We start from the raw sequence: 20685 nt of genomic DNA, 5'->3' as shown, positions 1-20685 counted from the left end.
CATCCCGGCACAGGATGGCAAACGACAGGTAAACTGTTTTCAGCACGACCTCACTCTGGCCGAGCCCGCAGATGTTTTGATCCCCGTCATGCAGACTCTGCACCGCTTTGTCCCCACAACCTGCACTCAAGGCAGGCGCGTGTTACGCGCAGACCACGCGGATTTTGACCTTCCGGAACCATTAGCCAGAACCATTAGCCGCAACCACTGAAATGGGCGTCATAGCCCGTACCCCTAGTCAGTTCCCGGCACACTGATCACCCCGCCGCCGACGCAGGCCCGCACGCCTGTGGTGCCCGGACAGGAGGTCGCCAGACCACGGGCCACCCGCACCGCCAGAAAGCCAAAGGCCTGGGCCTCCAGCATGTCACCATCCAGCCCGACCGCCTCAACCGGTTTGACAGGGCAGTCCAATGAGACCGCCAACATCTGCATCAGCACCGGATTGTGCCGCCCGCCGCCAGTCACCAGAACCACCGCAGGCGGCTCCGGGCAGTGTTCCATCCCCTGCGCCACCGAGGCCGCGCACATGGCCGTCAGAGTGGCGGTGGCGTCTGCGTCACTCAGCTCTGTCACCAGATCAATCATCTCCGCAAAGTCATTCCGGTCCAGTGACTTGGGCGGCATGCGGGCAAAATAGGGTTCAGCCAGGAACAGCTCCAGCGCGCCGGTCTCAACCTCTCCGCTGCTGGCGACGCCCCCGTCCTTGTCGAACGCCAGCCCCAGCCGTGCCTGCAACAGGTCATTGATCGGCGCATTGGCTGGTCCGGTATCAAAGGCCAAAAGCGCACCGGGCGCTTCCGGACTGTCCAAACGCGGATCCACATAGGTGAGATTGCCAACCCCGCCGAGGTTCAGGAAACATATCGGTCCGGTGGCCTTGATATATTTGGCACAGGCAAAGTGGAAAAACGGCGCCAGCGGCGCGCCTTCGCCGCCCATGGAAACATCATCGCTGCGAAAGTCCCACACAACCGGCAGTTCCAACGCCTCGGCCAGTGCCGCGCCGTTGCCCACCTGCAGGGTGCCTTGCTGGCGCGGGGCATGGGCCAATGTCTGGCCATGAAACCCAACCAGATCGATATCTTCAAACCCGCTAAGCGCCGCAATATGCTTGGCTTCCACCACCTCGGCGGCGGCCTCAACCTCGGCGCCGTGCCAATGCCCAAGGCCTGCGCGCAGCACCCCTCTCTCGACATCCGAGTAAGCCTGGTAGCCACTGGGGCCAAAGCCCACGATTGTTAGGCCATCTGTCTCAACCACCGCAACATCCACCCCATCCAGCGAGGTGCCACTCATCGCGCCCAGGGCCCGGACCACGCCGGTTTTGGCGATTGCTTTTCTCATCTACCGTCTCGTCTCATTGTGCCAAAGGCGCCCCGATACCCGCGGCAATCGCCCGGAGCCTTTGCCCCTGCATAGCAGTCTGCTCTGGCACAGGGAACTGCCTTAGCGCGCAGCTGAAATTTTGTCGGGAAAACAGGTTCCATGTGGACAATTTGCGCCTTATACAGCACGTCGCAAACCAAACACCGAGGCATGTTATGACCTATCACCCAAAATCGGACTTTGTCGCTGTCATGATGGAACGCGGGTTCCTTGCTGATTGCACCGATTATCAAGGCCTTGATGAGGCCCTGATGCAGGGTGTTAAGCCTGCCTATATCGGTTTTGACGCTACAGCAAAATCCTTGCATGTGGGCTCGCTGATCCAGATCATGATGCTGCGCTGGTTCCAGAAAACCGGCCACCAGCCGATCACCCTGATGGGCGGCGGCACCACCAAGGTGGGCGACCCTTCGTTTCGCGCCGATGAGCGCCCGCTGCTGAATGACGCCCAGATCGACGACAACATCGCTGGCATCAAAAAGGTGTTCTCGGCCTATATCGACTACGACAGTGACGCACCCAACAAGGCGCTGATGCTGAACAATGCCGAATGGCTGGACGGGCTCAACTACCTTGAGTTCCTGCGCGACATTGGCCGCCATTTCTCGGTCAACCGCATGTTGGCCTTTGAATCGGTCAAATCGCGGCTGGACCGAGAGCAGTCGCTGTCCTTCCTCGAATTCAACTACATGATCCTGCAGGCCTATGACTTCCTAGAGCTGAACCGCCGCTACGGCTGCATCCTGCAGATGGGCGGCTCGGATCAATGGGGCAATATCGTCAACGGGATCGATCTGACCCGCCGGGTACTGGACAATTCCATCTACGGGCTGACCACGCCGCTGCTGACCACCTCAGACGGAAAAAAAATGGGCAAAAGCCAGGACGGCGCTGTCTGGCTCAACGCAGAAATGCGCTCTCCTTATGAGTTCTGGCAGTTCTGGCGCAACACCACCGATGCCGACGTGGGCCGCTTCCTGAAACTCTACACCGAACTGCCGGTGGATGAATGTGAACGCCTCGGCGCCCTGGCAGGGTCTGAGGTGAACGCCGCCAAAGTCATCCTTGCCAATGAGGTGACCAAACTGCTGCACGGGGCCGAGGCCGCGACCACCGCCGAGGCCACCGCCCGTGACGTCTTTGAAAAGGGCGGCATCGGCGATGATCTGCCAACCTTGACCCTGACCGGGGCAGAGCTTGGCGATGGCATCTCCATCGTTCAGCTGATTGTCAAATCTGGCCTGGCAAAATCGGGCAAAGACGCCAAACGACTGATCAGTGAAAATGGCGCCAAACTGGACGACAAACCGCTCAGCGACGCAGGCCTGATGATCGACGCCGCGGCGCTGTCCAGCCCCATCAAGCTCAGCGCCGGTAAAAAGCGCCACGCGCTGGTGCAACTGGCAGACTGATCAGCGGGTTCATAAACACTCAAAGGGGCTCAGCGGCCCCTTTACCACCGGCCCGCCCCCTTAGGCCCGCGCCCAGCCCACCCCAAAGACGCCATGACGCAGCCCACTCCCAGCTGACCTCTTTTCATCTTTCCAGAAATACCTCGGAGTGTGAGGCAGAGCCTCACGAACAAACCCTGATATATACCCGCCCGTTGAAACTGGCCCGGTACAACCGCCCAGTCAACTCAACCCCCTAAAAGAACCACCACTCCACTAGGCTCAACAGCAAGAAGACCGGGATGGACAAAACACTTGCCACAGCAAAGGCTGCCGACAGGGTCAACTTTGGATTTGGCGCGATCTGGCCCAGAACAGGGGTTTGCTTTTTCATCCCCTCATTAACCATCATTTAGGTTTCTGATTGGTAAATGGTCCTATGCTGGACTTCCATGTATCTGCCTCTCCCTCCTTCTCCCTACCGCCGCAAGCTTGCGGCAGCGCTGGCCTCACGGCTTTGGCGCAGTCTGCAGAATTTGCACGGGCCCTGAAAGCCCTGGGACAGGCCCCCGTTGTTCTGCCAGAGCTACACAACAGCCTCGTCACCACCCGCCGCTTTGCCTCGGGACTGCGGCTCGCCATGATCAATCGCGCGATGCTTCCCCAGCCCAGCCAATTGCCCGCAGCCCTACGGGCCAATGGTCTTGGCAAAACTCCGGTGATCTTGTCTCCCGAACACCCCTGCCCCGCACTTGCACAGATTGGCGCCCTGCCGCTTGTCAGCCCGGCCTGTGTTGCCCAGCTTGACCTGGGAAACACCGCCGCGCAACGCAAAGCCGCCCTGCACCAGAAATGGCGCAATCGCCTGACCCGCGCCCAGTCGAACGGGCTGAAGGTCAGCCGCCAGAACATGCCGCTGGATGCACGCCATTGGCTCTTGGCCGCAGATCAGGTGCAACAGCAGCAGCGTGGCTATCGCAGCTGGCCCATCGCGCTGACGCTCGCCTATGCGCAAGAAAACAAAGGCAAGGCAAAGCTGTTTCAAGCCTTCAGCGGCAGCGAAGTAGTTGCCGCCATCCTGATCCTGCGCCATGGGCGCGGCGCGACCTATCACATTGCTCATACCACCCCGGCCGGAAAATCTCTCTCCGCCCACAATCTGCTGATGTGGGAGGCAATGAGCTGGCTCGCCGCCCAAGGCTGCCAACAATTGGACCTTGGCCTGGTCAATACCGAAGATGCGCCGGGGCTTGCCAGGTTCAAACTGGGCACCGGAGCCCGCCTGTCGCAACTGGGCGGCACCTGGGCGCTGTGGCTGCCGATGGGGCGATTGCTCTCGCCCCTGACCCGCTGGGACAGCAGACTGATGAGCGCCACGTCGCGCTAGACAGAACGGCTGCATGTGATAGTTATTGAACAGATGTTCAGATACCTGAAGGACCCTGTTTTATGAAACTCGCACAGACCTGCGCCATCATTACCGGCGGCGCCTCCGGCCTCGGAGAGGCCACAGCACGCCATTTTGCCGCAAACGGCGCTCAAGTCACCATTCTGGATCGCGACGCAGACCGCGGCCCCAAGGTCGCCGCAGAGATCGGCGGGCATTTTGTTCAAACCGATGTCACCGATGAGGACTCGGTCAGCGCAGCCATTGCCTTTGCGGTTGAGAAAATGGGGCGCATTTCCGCCTGTGTGAACTGTGCCGGTATTGCCTATGGAATCAAAACCATCGGCCGCGACGGCGCCCACCCCCTGGATGCATACAAGCGCACCATCGACATTAACCTGGTTGGCACCTTTAATGTGGCCCGGCTCGCCGCTGTTGAAATTGCCAAAAACACCCCCGAATCCGATGGTGCCCGCGGTGTGATCATCAACACCGCCTCCATTGCGGCCTATGATGGCCAAAAAGGCCAGGCCGCCTATGCCGCCTCCAAAGGCGGCGTTGTTGGCATGTGCCTGCCGATGGCACGCGATTTGGCCTCTACCGGTATTCGGGTGATGACCATTGCGCCAGGCATCTTTATGACGCCAATGCTGGCGGGGCTTCCAGAAGAGGTGCAACAGCAACTGGCAGCAGATGTGCCAAACCCAGTGCGTCTGGGCGATCCGTCAGAATACGGCCGCCTGGCCGGGTTCATCACCGAAATGGGCTATCTCAACGGCGAAGTCATTCGCATCGACGGTGCCTTGCGGATGCGCTGATCGCCAGCTTTAACACCCAGAAAAAAGAAGAGGCGCGGCAAAACCGCCGCGCCCTCGCCCCGAATTACGGGATAAGCTTAAAGTTAACACTTCCCGTTAATCAACTGTTAACCAATAAATTATTCACCTCACGAACAACGTCAGCTTTCTGATTTCTCTTCCAGCATCATCCACTCTTCCTCAGAAGCTGCCAGCTTCTCCTGTCGCTCGACCAAGGCCTCGGTGGCCTTTTTGAACTTGACCGGTTCACGGGTGAACAACGCCGGATCGGCCATCAGCTCTTGCAGCTTGGCGATCTCTTGCTCCAGCCGTTCTATTTCTGCGGGCAAGGCCTCCAGCCGGTGCTTTTCCTTGAAGGACAGCTTCTCTTTGGCGCTGGGCTCTGCCGCCGCATCCTTAGCTTGGGCTTTTTGCGCTTTGATCTTCTGCGGTTTTTCGCCTTTGTCACCGCCCGGCAGACCACCACGCTGGCTGATATAGTCGCTCCAGCCCCCTGCATAGGCGGTCACCTTGCCATCGCCCTCCATGGCGATGGTGGTGGTGGCCACCCGGTCCAGAAAGTCCCGGTCGTGACTGACCAAAAGCACGGTGCCCTCGTAGGAATCCAGCAGTTCCTGCAACAGGTCCAGCGTTTCCACATCCAGATCATTGGTCGGTTCATCCAACACCAGTAGGTTGCTTTGCCGCGCCATCAGACGGGCCAGCAGCAACCGTGCCTTTTCGCCGCCCGAAAGCGACCGCACCGGCGCGCGGGCCTGGGCCTCATCAAACAAAAACTCTTTGAGGTAGCCCACCACATGTTTGGGCACCCCGCGCACCATGACCTGATCCGCCTTGCCGGAAATCCCAAGCAAAGGATCCGAGGTCAGGTTTTCCCAAAGCGAGGCATTGGGATCCAGCTGGTCACGGGTTTGGTCAAACAGCGCGATTTCCAGATTGGTCCCTAGTTTGACCGAGCCTGCGTCAGGCTCCACCTGCCCCAACATCAGCTTCAGCAATGTGGTTTTTCCCGCGCCATTGGGACCAACAAAGGCCACCCGGTCACTGCGTTGAACTTTCAGGGAAAAATCAGAAACGATCTGCTTGTCACCAAAGCTTTTGCTGAGGGCTTCGACTTCGATCACCTTGCGACCGGATTTGGGGCCAGCGTCCAGTGCCAGCTCCGCAGCGCCCTGGCGTTTGATCTGGCCTGCGCGCTGGTCTTTCAGCTCATGCAGCGCCCGCACCCGGCCCATATTGCGCTTGCGCCGCGCTGAAATGCCTTCAACCGCCCAGCGGCTTTCACTTTTGATCAGGCGGTTCAGCTTGTGGCGCTGCTGGTCTTCTTCTTCCCAGATCTTGTCGCGCCAGGCCTCAAAGCCCTCAAAGCCCTTTTCCTGCCGCCGCACCTGACCGCGATCGACCCAAAGCGTCGCCCGTGTCAGCGCCCGTAAAAAGGCCCGGTCGTGTGAGATCAGCACATAGGCGGCGCGGGTGGATTTCAGCTCGGCTTCCAGCCAGGTGATGGCCTCGATATCCATATGGTTGGTTGGCTCGTCCAGCAGCATCAGATCAGGCGCCTCCGCCATCAGCTTGGCCAGGGCCGCGCGGCGGCGCTCGCCGCCGGATGCGGTGGCCACAGGGCGGTCGGGATCAAATTTCAACCCCTCACCGGCGCGCTCCACCTTATAGAGCTCGCCCGGGTCCAGTGCGCTGGCGGCAAAATCTCCCAGGGTGGTAAAGCCGGTCATCTGCGGGTCCTGCTCCATATAGCCGACCGAGCGCCCAGAAGGCACAACAAGTGTCCCGGTATCGGCTTCAACAAGCCCTGCCATCACCTTCATAAGGGTGGATTTTCCGGATCCGTTGCGCCCAACAAGGGCGACCCGGTCACCAGGTTGCACCACCAGATCGAGATCTGAAAAGATGGGATCGCCGCCAAAAGTGAGGGAGATCCCGGTCATCTGCAAAAGAGGAATACGTGCCATGTGAGCCAGCTAAACCGCGCGGGCGGCAAGGTCAACGCTCACAACGGCTCTGCAACCCCCCGCAACAAACGTTTGCGCGCTGCGGGAATGGCTGTGACCTCGAGCCCGGTAAAAACATGGCAGGTGTTGAGCGCGGCGTCGACCACCACATGATCGCTGACCCAGCCACCCATCGCCAGATAGCTGCGCAACAATGGCGGCAACTGGGCCTGAGCCTGTTTCAGATCCGGCTTCTGCTGCGCTGAGCGGCCCTGCAACAGGTCAGTAAAGGAGCGGGCCTCAGCCACCTTAAGCCCCGGACGCCGGAGCGGCGGCGCCAGGTGGCGACGCTGCAACAAGGCAAAGGCCTCGATATAGGCTTCGGGGGATGTTCCGGCAAAGGAGGAACAGCCAAACAGCAGCGCAACCCCCTGCCGATCCACCATGCTGGTGACAGCCCCCCAGGCCAGACGCAGAACATCAGCATCCAGAACACCAGGATCAAGACAAAAGCGCCCCAGTTCCAACATACGCCCTGAGAAACCGACAAGCCGTGAAAGATCGTAAAACTGTGAAGAATAGCTCTGCGACAGCTCCTGGCCGCTTTCGAGCAGCATAAGCCGGAAACAGCCCACCAGCGCCCCCGATGAACGGCACTCGATCAGCACATGCAAACAGTCTGCATCAAACTGGTCCTGATCCACAGTCCCTGTTGCAAAGCAGCGCGCCCGCAGCCGCTGTGCCGCGAGAACATCGTCAGCCCCCAGCGCCAGTCGCGCCCGGTAGCTCCCCTTTTCCAGCAGCACACCTGAAACGGGCAGCGCTGCCAGCGCCCCTCTGTCGTCTCTGCCTGCCATTCCCAGCCCTCCTTGCCCACGGAAATGGCAGCACCACGCGCCCCATTCCTCACAATTCAGACAAACCTGACCGGGGCGCATCGCGCGCCCCAGCGAAATTCCGAAGGTTATTCCTCCAGCAAGGAACCTGGGTTGAAGTTGCCCAAGCTGCCAAGCAGCTGTCGGATAAATGTCTTATCCTCAACGCTGGAGCTGGTGACACGGCGTTCCAGCGGAATCACCTTGCCGTCCTCCAGGCTGTACCGCTCGATGCCCGAGACGACATCACGCGAGTCAAAGTTGATGGCGACCAGGGATCGCGACACAGGCTTTGTGGCGCCAGCCCCACGTGTGCGCATCAGGGTCGACACATAGTAGTAGCCACCATCGTTCAAAACCCCCGAAGCCGTGGGGATACCAACCGTCTCGGCGACCGAGTCTTTTGTATCAACCCCAACAACGACCTCGGCCAGTTGTTCTTCGGTGGGGGTATAGCCGTGTTTCTGATAGATCGCGCTACATCCGGCCAAGGCCACCGCAGCAAACACCCCGGCCGCATATTTCACCGCTGATCTCAGCTGGTCTTTCCGTGCATTCATGATGATCCCCACAACACTGCATTGCCTCTGGCTTGAACACGCCTTTGAACCCGATTACCTAATGCAGACGCCCGGTTCAAGAAACGAAAGTAGCCAACATGACTGACAGCACCACTCTAAAGGTGTCCGATCTGCCACAGAACAGGGCAACCGCGTTTGATCTGCACCCAGATGCAAAGACGCTAGAAACACTGGCCCATGAGCTGGATATCAAGGGTTTGCGTAAGCTCCGCTTCACCGGAACCGTCAGTACCAAGGGCCGTCGCGACTGGCAGCTCACTGCTCATTTGGGCGCCACGGTTTTGCAGGACTGCGTGGTGACGCTGGAACCGATGACCACCCGAATCGATGAAAAAGTTGAGCGGATTTTTGTCTCGGAACTATCGGAACCCGATGATCCTGAGGTGGAAATGGATGCGGATGAGCGGATAGAACCGCTGCAGGATACCATCGACCCTGCAGTTGTGATGATCGAGGCGCTATCCTTGTTGATCCCGGCCTATCCCCGCAAAGAGGGCGCGGAACTGGGCGAGGCTGTCTACAGCCAGCCCGGGGTTGCCCCGATGCGCGAGGACGATGTCAAACCCTTTGCCGGGCTTGCCGCGCTCAAGAAACAGATGGACTCGGACAATGAGAGCTAAAAAACTATCTTAATGTCGGTTTTCCGGGTGGCATCATTGGGCCGCCTAGCTTAAAAAACCGCTTGCGCAGACGGAGATTCTCAGTATTTTCGCGCGCTCATCGGAATTTTTGGTTGGACATCGGAGAGGCTGCGGCCTAAACGCTCGCCTACCGATCTAACGAACGAATGTGAAACGCGCCGCGGGCAAAATCCCAAGGCCCCAATTACGAAGGTTGAGACATGGCCGTCCAACAGAATAAAGTATCCAAGTCGCGCCGTAACAACCGCCGCGCGCACGACGCTCTGGTTGCTGCAAACCCGAACGAATGCTCGAGCTGCGGTGAGTTGAAGCGCCCACACCACGTTTGCCCCTCCTGCGGCAACTATGACAGCAAAGAAATTGTTGCCATGAATGACGACGTCGAAATCGACGAAGACGCGGCATAAGATCGCGACGATCACACATTTTGCGGGGCGGATTTTTGCATGACGGGTAAACCCGATCAATCAGTGACAAAATCCGACCGCATTGTGATCTCGGTTGACGCCATGGGCGGAGACGCCGGCCCTGCTGTTGTAGTGGCCGGTCTTGCCATGTCTGCAAAGAAGAACCCTCAGCTGGGTTTCTTGCTGCATGGCCCTGCCGAAGAACTGGCCCAGCTGGTGGCAAAGCGCCGCATTCTGGACGGGCGCGTGGAAATACGCGACTCCCAGAAGGTTGTCACCATGGACGACAAGCCCAGCCAGGTCATGCGCAATGGCAAGGGCACCTCGATGTGGTCCACTCTGGATGCGGTCAATAAGGGCGAGGCCGCCGGCGCCGTGTCCTGCGGCAACACCGGTGCCTTGATGGCCCTGTCGATGCTGCGCCTGCGCAAAATGCCCGGCGTGAACCGTCCGGCCATTGCGATTCTCTGGCCCTCACGCAATCCGCAGGGATTTAACGTGATGCTGGACGTTGGCGCCGATGTGCGCGCCGATGCCCAGGATCTGCTGCAATACGCCCTCATGGGCACCTCTTACGTGCGCAACTCCATGAATATCCGCCGCCCTCGCGTCGGCCTGCTCAATGTTGGCACCGAGGCCCACAAAGGCCACGCCGAGCTGAAAGAGGCCCATACGCTGATCGCGGCACAGGCGGAAAAAGCCGATTATGAATTTGTTGGTTTTGTGGAAGGCAGCGACATCCCCGGAGATGCGGTTGACCTGATCGTGACCGATGGGTTCACGGGGAATGTTGCCATCAAGACCGGCGAAGGCACGGCCAGCATGTTGCGCACCACCCTGCGGGAAGCCTTTGAATACTCGGTCCTTTCTCGCATTGCAGCGATTTTGGCCTATACGTCGCTGTCGCGCCTTGCAAAACGCATTGACCCGCGACGGGTCAACGGTGGCGTGTTCCTGGGTTTGAATGGCACGGTGGTCAAATCCCACGGTGGTGCCGATGCGACCGGCATCTCGGCAGCGGTTAAACTCGCCTTCTTGCTGGCCGAACAAGGCTTTGCTGAAAAGCTCGCAGCACGGGTTGCATCTGTCGTCGAGCTTACCCAAAATGACGCAGATCCCCAGGATGCTGAGCATCCCACCAAATAACTCCAAAAGGCAGGCATAGAATGACGCGACGTGCAGTAGTGGTTGGCACAGGACATTATCTCCCCAAGCGGGTGGTGGAAAACGCGGAATTCGAAGCCTCATTGGAAACCAGCGACGAATGGATCCGGTCGCGCTCGGGGATTGAGCGGCGTCATTTTGCCGCCGAGGGGGAAACCACCTCTGAAATGGCAACTGCAGCCGCCTTGGCGGCGCTAAAAGACGCCGGGCTGGACGCTAAAGATATCGACGCCATTGTTCTGGCCACCTCCACCGCTGATCTGACCTTCCCCTCTGCCGCAACCATGGTGCAGGCCAATCTGGGCATGACCAATGGCTTTGCCTTTGACGTCCAGGCGGTTTGCGCCGGTTTTGTCTATGCCCTGACCAACGCCAATGCGCTGATTCTGTCCGGCCAGGCCGAGCGCGTGTTGGTAATCGGCTCGGAAACCTTTAGCCGCATCATGGATTGGACCGACAGATCGACCTGCGTTTTGTTTGGCGACGGGGCGGGCGCACTTGTGCTCGAAGCCCAGACCCAGAGTGGCAGCAAAGACGATCGCGGCATTCTTGCCACCGACCTCAATTCTGACGGTCGCTACAAAGATCTGCTTTATGTGGATGGCGGCGTTGCCACCCAGAACACCGGCCATCTGCGCATGCAGGGCAACCAGGTGTTCCGCCATGCGGTGGAAAAACTGGCAAAAACCGCCAATACCGCGCTGGAACGTGCCGAACTCACCACCGCTGACGTCGATTGGATCGTGCCGCACCAGGCCAATATCCGCATCATTCAAGGCACTGCCAAAAAGATGGGCCTGTCGATGGACAACGTGGTTGTGACGGTTCAGGATCACGGCAACACCTCTGCCGCCTCGATCCCGCTGGCGCTGTCGGTGGGCAAGGCACGCGGCCAAATCAAGCCCGGCGACCTGATTGTCACCGAAGCTATTGGCGGCGGTCTGGCCTGGGGCGCGGTAGTGTTGCGCTGGTAGCTACGAAGCTAGGAAACAGGGCTCTTGCAATTCATTGATATTGACAGGGAAATTCCCCTGCCCCTATGATTTGAGAAACAACGGGGATTTAGCATGAGCGAAAAAACTCTTACACGCATGGATCTGAGCGAAGCTGTCTTTCGTGAAGTCGGCCTGTCTCGAAACGAAAGCGCCCAGCTGGTAGAGAGCATGTTACAGCACATGTCTGATGCCCTCGTGATGGGTGAGCAAGTAAAAATCTCGTCTTTTGGCACCTTTAGTGTCCGGGACAAGTCTGCTCGTGTTGGCCGGAACCCCAAAACCGGCGAAGAAGTTCCGATCCAGCCCCGGCGCGTTCTGACCTTCCGCCCCTCCCATTTGATGAAAGACCGGGTCGCAGACGGAAACCGCAAATAACGCGGCCTCCCTGCCTGTGGTCGTCTTTGTCTGAACATTTCCTGCCCTCTGACTGGCTCTGCCTGACCAAGGCACCTCGGTTGGGCCAGCCCCCAAAGCTCTTCCCAGAGCATGATCATTGGAACTAAAAAGATGTCAAAATCAGCAGACGCCTTTCGCACCATCAGCGAAGTCGCGGACTGGCTCGGCGTGCAGGCTCATGTTCTGCGCTTTTGGGAAAGCAAATTTACCCAGATCAAACCGGTAAAACGGGCTGGTGGTCGGCGCTATTACCGACCCGCGGATATGCTTCTGCTAGGCGGGATCAGGAAGCTTCTGCACAAAGACGGGCTGTCGATCAAAGAGGTGCAGGCGATTCTGCGGGATCTTGGCATCGCCCATGTGAGTCAGCTGTCCCATGACCTGGAGTCAGATGGGCCGCCATCAGATAATGTTTTGGCGGATTCCCCGCCCCTCCCCAAGGGTGCTGCGCGAACGGGGGCTTCGGCACCAGACCCGCAACACACCATATCCTCGTCCCCTGTTAAAGAAGAGACGGACGAAGATACCGCTCGGAAATACCAAAAACCGCCGGGATTGAGCGACAAAAAATCTGTGGCATCGTCCAGCCCAACCGCTGTCGAGCCCGCGCTGGCGCGCACTGTGGACCCCGGCACCGGAACGCCCCCCCTCGCGGATGAGACCTATGCCCCCCTTGAGAGCGAATCATCCCACGCGGCAGAGCAGGCTTCTGACTTGGCTGCCGGAGCCGAAGCTGCGTCCCCCGCTGCCGACAGCCCATCCGAATTCGGGGGAGAACTGCTGCCGCAAACAGATCCCGTTGAACCAGATCCGTCTCCTGAGGTTGATTTGGTGCCGCCCACCGCCGAGCCGGTGGATTCAGAACCAGAACAGATGCATATGGAGCTCGACGGTCCTGCGGAGCTTGCCCCCGCCGCCCAGATCCAGACGCCGTCCACACCGCCACAGCCAGATACCCCAGCGGTAGACATGCCTCCGGTGGATGACATGCCTTCTGCCGATATGACACCCGTCGACACGGCGGCGGCGGACCCGGTGCCGACAGATACTGTCCCGGCAGATACAGCGCCAAACGCGGCTGCCCCGGCCGAGCCTGCGCCGCTAGAGAGCACAGCACAGGCGCCTGAGCCCCAGGAGCCAGAGAATCACCCCGCCGCTGTGGCAGCGGATCATTCCCAGGCCCAGCCGCTCGAAGACCCCGCTCAGCCCCCATTGCCGCCTCTTGAGCAGAGCGAGCCAACCCAAGCTGGAGATACCGCGCAGCAGCCAGAGCCTATTGCGGCGCATTCCGTCCAAGCGGGACCCGTGCTCTCTCTGCTTGCGCAGACCTCTCGCCTGCCTGCCCATGTTACAGCGGATGTTGCGAACTGCGCTGCAGAGCTGCGCGCAATCCTCGCTGCGGGATAAAATATTCTCCGCCACGGAAAAAAAACCGGAAATACCCCCTTGCCCCCGCCGGGAAATACAGTAGAACCCGTCATCAGCGGGCTATGGCGCAGCCTGGTAGCGCGTCCGTCTGGGGGACGGAAGGTCGCAGGTTCGAGTCCTGCTAGCCCGACCAAAAACCGTTTGAGTGTTTTCACTCAAACGGTTTTTTGCTTTTTGGCACAGCTATTTGCAACTTTTGCCAAAACCCGAAAGAGCTGCTATCGGTCTGCTATATCGGCATTGCGTAGCCAGAGGATAATGGATCATGACCGGCGTTCTACCCAGCCAAGCTATTGAAAAAATGTTTCAACGTGGCGAGATCACTCTGGCCCAGCCTCTGGTCGAGGGGCAGGTCCAACCCGCCAGCCTTGACCTGCGGCTCGGGACCGTTGCCTACCGTGTCCGCGCCTCTTTTTTGGCGGGGCAGGACTGCAGTGTCGCGGACAGGATCAGCGAATTTGAAATGCATCGCATTGATTTGACTGATGGCGCGGTGCTGGAAAAGGGCTGCGTCTATCTGGTGCCGCTGATGGAAGGGCTGGCGCTGCCCCAGGATGTATCAGCGGTGGCCAATGCCAAAAGCTCTACCGGCCGCCTTGATCTTTTGACCCGGACCATCACCGATGGCGGCGTGGAATTTGACCGGATCAAACCCGGCTACAGCGGTCCGCTTTATGCCGAGATTTGCCCGCGCTCCTTTTCGGTTCTGGTACGTCCGGGGATGCGGCTGAACCAGATCCGTTTTCGCCAAGGCCAAGCCGTGCTCAGCGATGCTGAACTGGCCGATCTGCACCAGCAAAGCCCCCTGGTGGACGGCACAGCCGTGATCGAAGACGGGCTGGGCTTCTCTGTCGATCTGCGTCTGCCCGGATCAGATCTGGTGGGCTACCGTGCCAAACCGCACACCGGGGTGATTGATCTGGATCGGATCGGTGAATACGATCCACAGGACTATTGGGAGGAGGTGCACAGCACCTCTGGCCGCATTATTCTGGATCCGGGCGCCTTCTACATTCTGGTCAGCCGCGAAGCCGTGCAGATCCCCCCGGCCTATGCGGCCGAGATGGCGCCCTATCTTGCAATGGTGGGCGAATTCCGGGTGCATTACGCAGGTTTTTTTGACCCCGGCTTTGGCCATGATGCTGCCGGCGGCACCGGCTCGCGCGGGGTGCTGGAGGTGCGCTGCCACGAGGCGCCCTTTGTTCTGGAACACGGACAGGTGGTCGGCCGCCTGGTCTATGAGCGCATGAGCGCGTTGCCCAAGCAGCTGTACGGGGCTGGCATTGCATCCAATTACCAGGGCCAGGGCCTGAAGCTGTCAAAGCATTTCAAATCCCCGCGCTGATAGATTTAGCCTTGTTTTGGCGGCGGCTTCCAATCTTACTCCTGTAGCCCCAGCAAGGCCTGACCTCTTTCAACTCGTAGCGGGCTATGACGTGACGCAGCTTGCAGCCTGGGCTTTCCTTCCAGAGGCGCTGAGGCTAGGAGCAGGGTAATACCCCGCGCAAAAGGTGCATCATATGCCACCGCTATCCTCTCCGCCGCTGCAGCAACCGCTTTGGGCCTCGATCCTGATCTTGATGAGCGCAATTGGCATTGTCGGCTCAAATTCGCTGCTTTTATCGCCGCTGGTTCTGGCTGTGGGTAATGATCTGGGCACTGATCCGGCCCGGGTCATGCAGGCTGCCAGCGCCTATGGGCTTGGCGTTGCGGCGGCGGCCCTCACCCTGGCCCCGATGGGCGACCGAATCGGAGCGGGGCGGCTTTTGCGCATTGCCCTGCTGGTGCTGGTTCTTGGGCTGGGCACCAGTGCGGCAGCGCCGGGGCTTTGGGGCTTGATAGCAGCGCAGGTTTTCTGTGGTCTGGCAGGAGGCGCCGCCCTGCCCTCGATCTACACCCTGGCGGCGATGATTGCCCCAAAGGGGCGCGAAGCCCGCGTTGTTGGCCTGGTGTTGACGGGATGGACCCTATCTATGGTGCTCGGGGTCAGCCTCAGCGCATGGCTGGCGGATCTGGCGGGCTGGCGGGTGGTCTATCTGGCCCTGGCGCTGCTGGCGGCGGTTCTCTGGCTCAGCTCAGCAGGGCTGGGTAAGATTACGTCCAACTCGGCTGGGCAGGCCAGCTCCCCGCTGACGGCACTGCGGGTGCCGGGCATTCGGCGCGGGTTGCTGGCCTCCTGCCTGCTGATGCTCAGCTTTTACACCACCTATTTTTTCACCGGCGCTCATGTGACCCTCACACTGGAGCTTAGCACCGCCCAGGCGGGGTTGTTGCCACTGTTTTACGGTATTGGCTTTGGCTTGGCTGTGATTTTTGATCCGCTGCTGGACCGGCTGGGGTTACCCCGTGCCACGCCGCCTGTCTTTGTGCTGATCGCCCTCACCTATCTGGTGATGCTCAGCGTTGCCGGAACCTACACATTGCTGCTGGTTTTTGCACTGGTCTGGGGCATTTTTCAGCACCTCGGCCTCAACCTTCTGGTGGCGAGGCTTACCAGTTTGGATCCTGAACAACGCGGCGCCATTATGGGGCTTTATAGTACCATCACCTATCTCTGCGTCTTTGCCGCCCCTTTTGCGGGCGCTCTGCTCTTTCCTCTGTGGGGGCTCAAGGGATGCCTGGCGCTTTCGGCACTCCTCTGCCTTATCGAGGCCGTCGAAGCCGCAATAAGCCTACGCAAAGGCCCTGAGCTTGGTCCTATTGATCCCGTTTCGCCCGACGCGCCTGTCTGATAGCACGGACACGCTCCCGTTCGGCACGGGCTTCCGCCTCTGCCGGGGTTTCTGCCCACGGCTTGCTGCGATCCGAGCCGCGTGATTTTCGCCCAGATAGAGCACCAAGCCCGGCATCAACCCCCGCATTTACGGCCTTGCCCAGCAAACGCCGCATCACCATTTTTATAATCATATCAAGGTTCATCACGTTTCTCCCAAAGCCAGAAGCGTCAATTGCCCAGGGCAGCGCTCCATTGCCAATTACATCACAACCGCAGCTTCTAGCAGCAGAATTGGGCAATTCCTTGACAGATAGATGCCCCCCGTTAAGGCCACCGCGCACCCAAAGCTGGGGTCGGCCTACTCGCCAAACAGCTCGGGTTGATCGCCAACCTCTTCGTCGTCCTCACCACCCTGCCCCATTGGCAGGCTGCCCGGAGGCGGTCTGTTCTCCAACAGGCCAGCGGCGCGCAGCTCTTTCAGCCCCGGCAGGTCGCGGGCGCTTTCCAGCCCAAAATGGTCCAGAAACACTGGCGTCACCACAAAGGTCACTGGTCGCCCCGGCGTCATCCGCCGCCGCCCAATGCGAATCCATTCCATCTCCAGCAGCTGATCCACTGTGCCGCGCGACACCGAAACACCCCGGATTTCCTCAATCTCGGCCCGTGTCACCGGCTGGTGATAGGCAATAATTGCCAGGGTCTCGATTGCGGCGCGGCTCAGCTTGCGGGTTTCGACGATCTCTTTTTGCATCAGAAAGCCAAGGTCAGGCGCGGTGCGCATAGCCCAAGCCTCGCCGACCTGCACCACCCGAACTCCGCGCCCCTCGTAGCGTTTGCGCAGATGTTCCAGTGCAGCCGCCGGGTTGCAGCCATGGGGCATCCGACCTTCCAGATCACGCAGGGTTACCGGCGTGGCACTGGCAAAGAGCACCGCTTCGACCATGCGTTCTTGTTCGGCAATGGGCGGGGCATCAAACAGGCTGTCGCTGTCGCTTTGCGGATCACTGGCGGGGGGGGCGCTATGGGGGGGCTGCATCAGCTTTCCTCGTCTAGGCTGCGCAGTTGAATGGGCGCAAAATTCTCGTTCTGGCGGATTTCAAGCCGCCCTTCCTTGACCAGCTGCAAGGAGGCCGCAAAGGTGGCGGCCGTGGCCGAGCGCCGCTTTACCGGATCCTTATGCCAGCCATCCGGCAGATAGCTGAGCATATCTGTCCAACTGCCTGTAAAGCCGATCAAAGCCCGCATGCGTTCCAGCGCCTCTTCCATGGTAAAAACGCTGTCGCGGTCCATCACAAAGGGGCGGAAATCATCCTTGGTGCGGATCCGGGCATAGCCCTGCATCAGGTCCAACAGATTGGCGGAATAGGTCACCGTCCTGATCCGCTGGATGTTTTCATCCTGGCCACGTACAAAAAAGTCACGCCCCATCTGATCGCGCCCCATCAGACGGGCGGCGGCATCACGCATCGCCTGCAACCGTTCCAACTGAAAGGCCAGGTGCGCCGCAAGCTCCGCCCCGGATGGACCGTCTTCGGTGGGATCAGGGGGCAGCAACAGGCGCGATTTAAGATAGGCCAGCCAGGCCGCCATCACCAGGTAATCCGCCGCCAGCTCAATGCGCAGCTCCTTGGCGTGTTCCACAAAGGTCAGATACTGCCGGGCCAGTTCCAGCACCGAGATCCGGCGCAAATCGACCTTTTGCGTCCGCGAGAGTGTCAGCAACAAATCGAGCGGCCCTTCAAAGCCGTCGACATCAACAATCAGCGCCTCCGCTGCCAGCCGCTCTTCGACGGACCGCGCGGTGACTTCGTGAAACAGGTTTTGCTCAGACATAGACCTTTCCGCCCATCAAGGCGGTAAGTTCGGCCTCCGCTGCGGCGGTGTCAAGCGGGCTGGGGGACTGTCGCTGCGCCAAGGCCGCTTCAGCCCGGGCCAGACCTGCCGCATCCATTGCTCCTGCGGCCTCGGCCACGGCACGACGATCGCTCAGCGTGGCATTACAATAGAGCACCAGATCACAGCCCGCTTCCCGGGCCGCTGCCGCGTTTTGCGCAGGGGTGCCGGACAAGGCCTTCATCGAGATATCATCGGTCATCATCAGCCCGTCAAAGCCGATCTCATTGCGGATCATTGCCATGACACTCTTGGAAATGGTCGCTGGCAGCGCATCCAGTGCGCCGTAGACCAGATGCGCCGTCATGCCGATGGGCAGGTCGTTCAGCTGTTCAAACACCGCAAAATCCTGCGCCCGCAGCGTATCCAGTGGCGCCGAGACAAACGGCAGGTCCTTATGGCTATCCACAGTTGCGCGCCCATGGCCCGGAATGTGTTTCAACACCGGCAGCACGCCGCCATCCAGATGCGCCTGCGCCGTTACGCGGGCCAGCGAAATCACCTGCGCAAGGCTGTCGCCGTAGCAGCGGTTTTTCAAAAAATCATGGGTGTCTGATGTCACCAGATCACCAACCGGCGCGCAGTTGCTGTCGATCCCGAGATCCAGCAGCTCCTGAGCGATCAGGCGATAGCGCAGGTACATGGCGCGCTCAGCCTGTGCGCCAGCCTGTGTCACATGGTCCAGCGGCGACATCCAGTCGCGCGCCAGCGGGCTGCGCAGGCGCTGGACCCGGCCTCCCTCCTGGTCGATGGTGATCAGACAGTTACGGCCAACAGCTTCGCGCAGCTCAGCGCAGAGCGCGCGGGTTTGGTCAGCGCTGTCAATATTGCGAGCAAAGAGGATAAAGCCAAAAGGGTCCGCCTGCCGAAAGAACGCTTTCTCTTCGGCACTCAGAACCAGACCTTCGGCATCTAAAATTGTGGCGCCACAGGCCGTCACCGTGTTGTCACCGGAATGCAATCCGCCTTGCCGGCAACCAAAGTCGAGCAGAACCGGCGCGCATCCGACAGCCCGTCAAAGCCCATGGCCCGCAAGCGATAGAAGGTCCGCCCACCACTTTCGGCCCGCTGGATGACACGGGTTTTCCCCTCCAGATAATCCTCAAAACGGCTGTAAATGCGATCCCATTCCGCACGGGCCACTTCGGCGCTTTCATAGGCGCCCAATTGTGCCAGTCGAGTTCCAGCTGGCAGACTCTTCGGATCAACTTCGAGCGTCGCCCGGCCACGGCCAGGAGAGGTCTGTGCGACAGCCGGGCTAAAGCGTGCTGGCCTTAGGTTCGGACGCAAAGAGATCTTGACACCGGGCGCATTGAGCAGCGCAGAAGAGGGCGCGGTAGCCGCACCAATCGCTGCGATTTCAACAGGTTGTAGCGGCTCAGGTTGTACGATTACCGGCGCTACTGTGGGCTGCGAAGCCGATTGATCCTGCGTCGGATCAAGGGGGGTGACCCCCTCGGTGAGTTCAGCCACCAAAGCGTCGATGTCGCCATTGCGATAGGCGGCCACCGAGGCCTCAGAGATCTGTGCCGTGGCAGTTTGGCCCGTCTGGTCCGTCTGGCCCGCCGGGTTGATCACCTGCGGCGGCACATCTGCCTGCGGAGCTGTGAGGCGCGACATGGGCTGATCATCCTGAGCCAGTTGAATTGGCTGCGGCGCCAGGGTCAAGCGTTCGGCTGGCGCTTCGGCAGTTCCATTGGCCGCAACGGAATTCACCGAAAGCCCCTGATGATCCGCCTGGCTGCCGCCTGGATTTTCCGGTTGCGCCCGCATTGGTCCTTCAACAGCGCGGACAACGGGAACGCCGCTAACGTCCCGCATGACCAGCTGATAGCCCCAAAGGCCCAGCCCGACCACCAGCGCCAAAGAGGCAGCTGCGCCCACCAGGCCAGTGACCCGTGCCAGGCCTGTGGACGCGCTAGAGGACGTGCCAGCCGTCGCATAGCTGCTGTCGTCATCATAGCGATAGTCTGCTGCACCCTCTTGCGGCTCATAGCCATAGCTCTGCGCTGCAGCGCCGCCATAGGCCGCGCCGTAGGTGCCCTCAGGAGCATGGTCCTGAGCGATATTTTCCTGCCCGCCATACACCGTTGCGCCAGAGGACTGCACCGGCTGAGGATCGTTAGCGTAGGTGTCGCCACCAAAGGTCTGCGCAGTATAGTCCTGTGTGCCAATCCCCGGAACGCCATAATCTTCGCTCACATAGTCCTGCAGCTTGGCCTGTTGCAGCGGCGCCGTTGCGGCTGGCGCAGCAAAGGCAATTGGCGCAGCGGCGGTCTCATCCTCTGAGGCACGTGGCTGATAGTTCGCGTAGAGATCTGGCCCTTCCGCCGGAAACGGGCTCACCTTGCGCGGCGCGGCTTGCGGCGCAGCCTGTGGCTGCCCGGGCGCAAAGGCACGCGCTGTCACATGTGGGTTCACTGTAACCTTGGGGCCAGCGACGGTGGGGCCAGAGGCGTTTTGACTGGCGCCCCCCTGTCCAAAGTGATCAGAAGCTCCCTCATTCCGGGAGTCATTATGGGAATGGGGCTGATGAGAGCCCGCCTGCGCAAAATACGCCATAATCCGCCTTACTGCCCTTGAGAGTCAGGCGAGATACATCTCACCTGACTGCTTTGGGTCTCTTGAACTGCCTCAGTCCGGCGGTTGTGCGCGGTT

General features: G+C 60.0%; 20 protein-coding genes and 1 tRNA gene. 12 read left to right on the top strand and 9 right to left on the bottom strand.

What is annotated here, in order from left to right:
• Window positions 1-234: 234 nt before the first annotated feature.
• Complete coding sequence (locus QZ268_RS03840) at window positions 235-1347, bottom strand: anhydro-N-acetylmuramic acid kinase (protein ID WP_295448248.1); 1113 nt, start codon at window positions 1345-1347, stop codon at window positions 235-237.
• A 197-nt stretch (window positions 1348-1544) separates the two neighbouring features.
• Between QZ268_RS03840 and tyrS the strand changes: the two genes are divergently transcribed.
• Window positions 1545-2801, top strand: a complete 1257-nt coding sequence (gene tyrS / locus QZ268_RS03835; RefSeq protein WP_295448245.1) for a tyrosine--tRNA ligase — start codon at window positions 1545-1547, stop codon at window positions 2799-2801.
• A 235-nt stretch (window positions 2802-3036) separates the two neighbouring features.
• On the opposite strand, the gene QZ268_RS03830 is transcribed toward tyrS, so the two are convergent.
• The gene (locus QZ268_RS03830) at window positions 3037-3192 is read right to left on the bottom strand and encodes a hypothetical protein (RefSeq protein ID WP_295448242.1); all 156 of its coding nucleotides are present in this window, start codon (window positions 3190-3192) and stop codon (window positions 3037-3039) included.
• A gap of 27 nt (window positions 3193-3219) precedes the next feature.
• Here QZ268_RS03830 and QZ268_RS03825 point away from each other — a divergent pair, with 27 nt between their 5' ends.
• Window positions 3220-4167 carry a GNAT family N-acetyltransferase gene (locus tag QZ268_RS03825; RefSeq protein WP_295448239.1) on the top strand — a complete coding sequence of 316 codons (948 nt, stop codon included), beginning with the start codon at window positions 3220-3222 and terminating at the stop codon, window positions 4165-4167.
• A gap of 62 nt (window positions 4168-4229) precedes the next feature.
• Window positions 4230-4985: a 3-hydroxyacyl-CoA dehydrogenase gene (locus tag QZ268_RS03820; RefSeq protein WP_295448236.1), complete on the top strand. Its 756-nt coding sequence runs from the start codon at window positions 4230-4232 to the stop codon at window positions 4983-4985.
• A gap of 140 nt (window positions 4986-5125) precedes the next feature.
• Here the strand turns inward: QZ268_RS03820 and QZ268_RS03815 are convergent, their stop codons facing one another.
• From QZ268_RS03815 to bamE, 3 genes are all read right to left on the bottom strand, one after another.
• Window positions 5126-6928 carry an ATP-binding cassette domain-containing protein gene (locus QZ268_RS03815; protein WP_295448272.1) on the bottom strand — a complete coding sequence of 601 codons (1803 nt, stop codon included), beginning with the start codon at window positions 6926-6928 and terminating at the stop codon, window positions 5126-5128.
• Window positions 6929-6990: 62 nt separating this feature from the next.
• Window positions 6991-7788, bottom strand: coding sequence for a GNAT family N-acyltransferase (locus QZ268_RS03810; protein WP_295448233.1), 798 nt, complete (start codon window positions 7786-7788; stop codon window positions 6991-6993).
• 107 nt (window positions 7789-7895) lie between these two features.
• Window positions 7896-8366 carry an outer membrane protein assembly factor BamE gene (gene bamE / locus QZ268_RS03805; RefSeq protein WP_295448230.1) on the bottom strand — a complete coding sequence of 157 codons (471 nt, stop codon included), beginning with the start codon at window positions 8364-8366 and terminating at the stop codon, window positions 7896-7898.
• A 98-nt stretch (window positions 8367-8464) separates the two neighbouring features.
• Here bamE and QZ268_RS03800 point away from each other — a divergent pair, with 98 nt between their 5' ends.
• The 9 genes from QZ268_RS03800 (at window position 8465) to QZ268_RS03760 (ending at window position 16150) form a co-directional block, all read left to right on the top strand.
• Entirely contained in the window at window positions 8465-9007 is a 543-nt protein-coding gene (locus QZ268_RS03800) for a DUF177 domain-containing protein (RefSeq protein WP_295448227.1), read from the top strand.
• Between the two features lie 221 nt (window positions 9008-9228).
• The gene (rpmF, locus tag QZ268_RS03795; protein WP_027240639.1) at window positions 9229-9435 is read left to right on the top strand and encodes a 50S ribosomal protein L32; all 207 of its coding nucleotides are present in this window, start codon (window positions 9229-9231) and stop codon (window positions 9433-9435) included.
• Between the two features lie 39 nt (window positions 9436-9474).
• The gene (gene plsX, locus QZ268_RS03790) at window positions 9475-10581 is read left to right on the top strand and encodes a phosphate acyltransferase PlsX (RefSeq protein WP_295448222.1); all 1107 of its coding nucleotides are present in this window, start codon (window positions 9475-9477) and stop codon (window positions 10579-10581) included.
• A gap of 20 nt (window positions 10582-10601) precedes the next feature.
• Entirely contained in the window at window positions 10602-11573 is a 972-nt protein-coding gene (locus tag QZ268_RS03785; RefSeq protein ID WP_295448219.1) for a beta-ketoacyl-ACP synthase III, read from the top strand.
• 93 nt (window positions 11574-11666) lie between these two features.
• Window positions 11667-11969, top strand: coding sequence for an integration host factor subunit alpha (gene ihfA / locus QZ268_RS03780; RefSeq protein WP_295448216.1), 303 nt, complete (start codon window positions 11667-11669; stop codon window positions 11967-11969).
• 132 nt (window positions 11970-12101) lie between these two features.
• On the top strand, window positions 12102-13397 hold the full coding sequence (locus QZ268_RS03775; protein ID WP_295448212.1) for a MerR family transcriptional regulator: 1296 nt from the start codon (window positions 12102-12104) through the stop codon (window positions 13395-13397).
• 77 nt (window positions 13398-13474) lie between these two features.
• A tRNA-Pro gene (locus QZ268_RS03770) sits at window positions 13475-13551 on the top strand.
• A 132-nt stretch (window positions 13552-13683) separates the two neighbouring features.
• A complete protein-coding gene (locus QZ268_RS03765; protein WP_295448209.1) occupies window positions 13684-14763 on the top strand; it encodes a 2'-deoxycytidine 5'-triphosphate deaminase in 1080 nt (359 codons plus the stop codon).
• A gap of 175 nt (window positions 14764-14938) precedes the next feature.
• A complete protein-coding gene (locus tag QZ268_RS03760) occupies window positions 14939-16150 on the top strand; it encodes an MFS transporter (protein WP_295448206.1) in 1212 nt (403 codons plus the stop codon).
• A 342-nt stretch (window positions 16151-16492) separates the two neighbouring features.
• On the opposite strand, the gene scpB is transcribed toward QZ268_RS03760, so the two are convergent.
• Genes scpB through QZ268_RS03740 form a run of 4 tightly spaced genes read right to left on the bottom strand, consistent with a single transcriptional unit; the run spans window position 16493 to window position 20589 of the window.
• Window positions 16493-17170 carry an SMC-Scp complex subunit ScpB gene (gene scpB / locus QZ268_RS03755; RefSeq protein WP_295448203.1) on the bottom strand — a complete coding sequence of 226 codons (678 nt, stop codon included), beginning with the start codon at window positions 17168-17170 and terminating at the stop codon, window positions 16493-16495.
• The gene (locus QZ268_RS03750) at window positions 17170-17967 is read right to left on the bottom strand and encodes a ScpA family protein (protein WP_295448200.1); all 798 of its coding nucleotides are present in this window, start codon (window positions 17965-17967) and stop codon (window positions 17170-17172) included. The genes scpB and QZ268_RS03750 overlap by 1 nt, the downstream gene beginning before the upstream one ends.
• The gene (nagZ, locus tag QZ268_RS03745; RefSeq protein ID WP_295448196.1) at window positions 17960-18988 is read right to left on the bottom strand and encodes a beta-N-acetylhexosaminidase; all 1029 of its coding nucleotides are present in this window, start codon (window positions 18986-18988) and stop codon (window positions 17960-17962) included. The genes QZ268_RS03750 and nagZ overlap by 8 nt, the downstream gene beginning before the upstream one ends.
• Window positions 18964-20589 carry an SPOR domain-containing protein gene (locus QZ268_RS03740; protein ID WP_295448193.1) on the bottom strand — a complete coding sequence of 542 codons (1626 nt, stop codon included), beginning with the start codon at window positions 20587-20589 and terminating at the stop codon, window positions 18964-18966. Before QZ268_RS03740 ends, nagZ begins: the two co-directional genes overlap by 25 nt.
• Window positions 20590-20685 lie beyond the last annotated feature (96 nt).

This window comes from uncultured Pseudophaeobacter sp., assembly GCA_905479575.1.
Lineage (GTDB): Bacteria > Pseudomonadota > Alphaproteobacteria > Rhodobacterales > Rhodobacteraceae > Pseudophaeobacter.
Note: the sequence above shows the minus strand (reverse complement) of the source record. Positions and strands in the feature narration are given on the sequence as shown.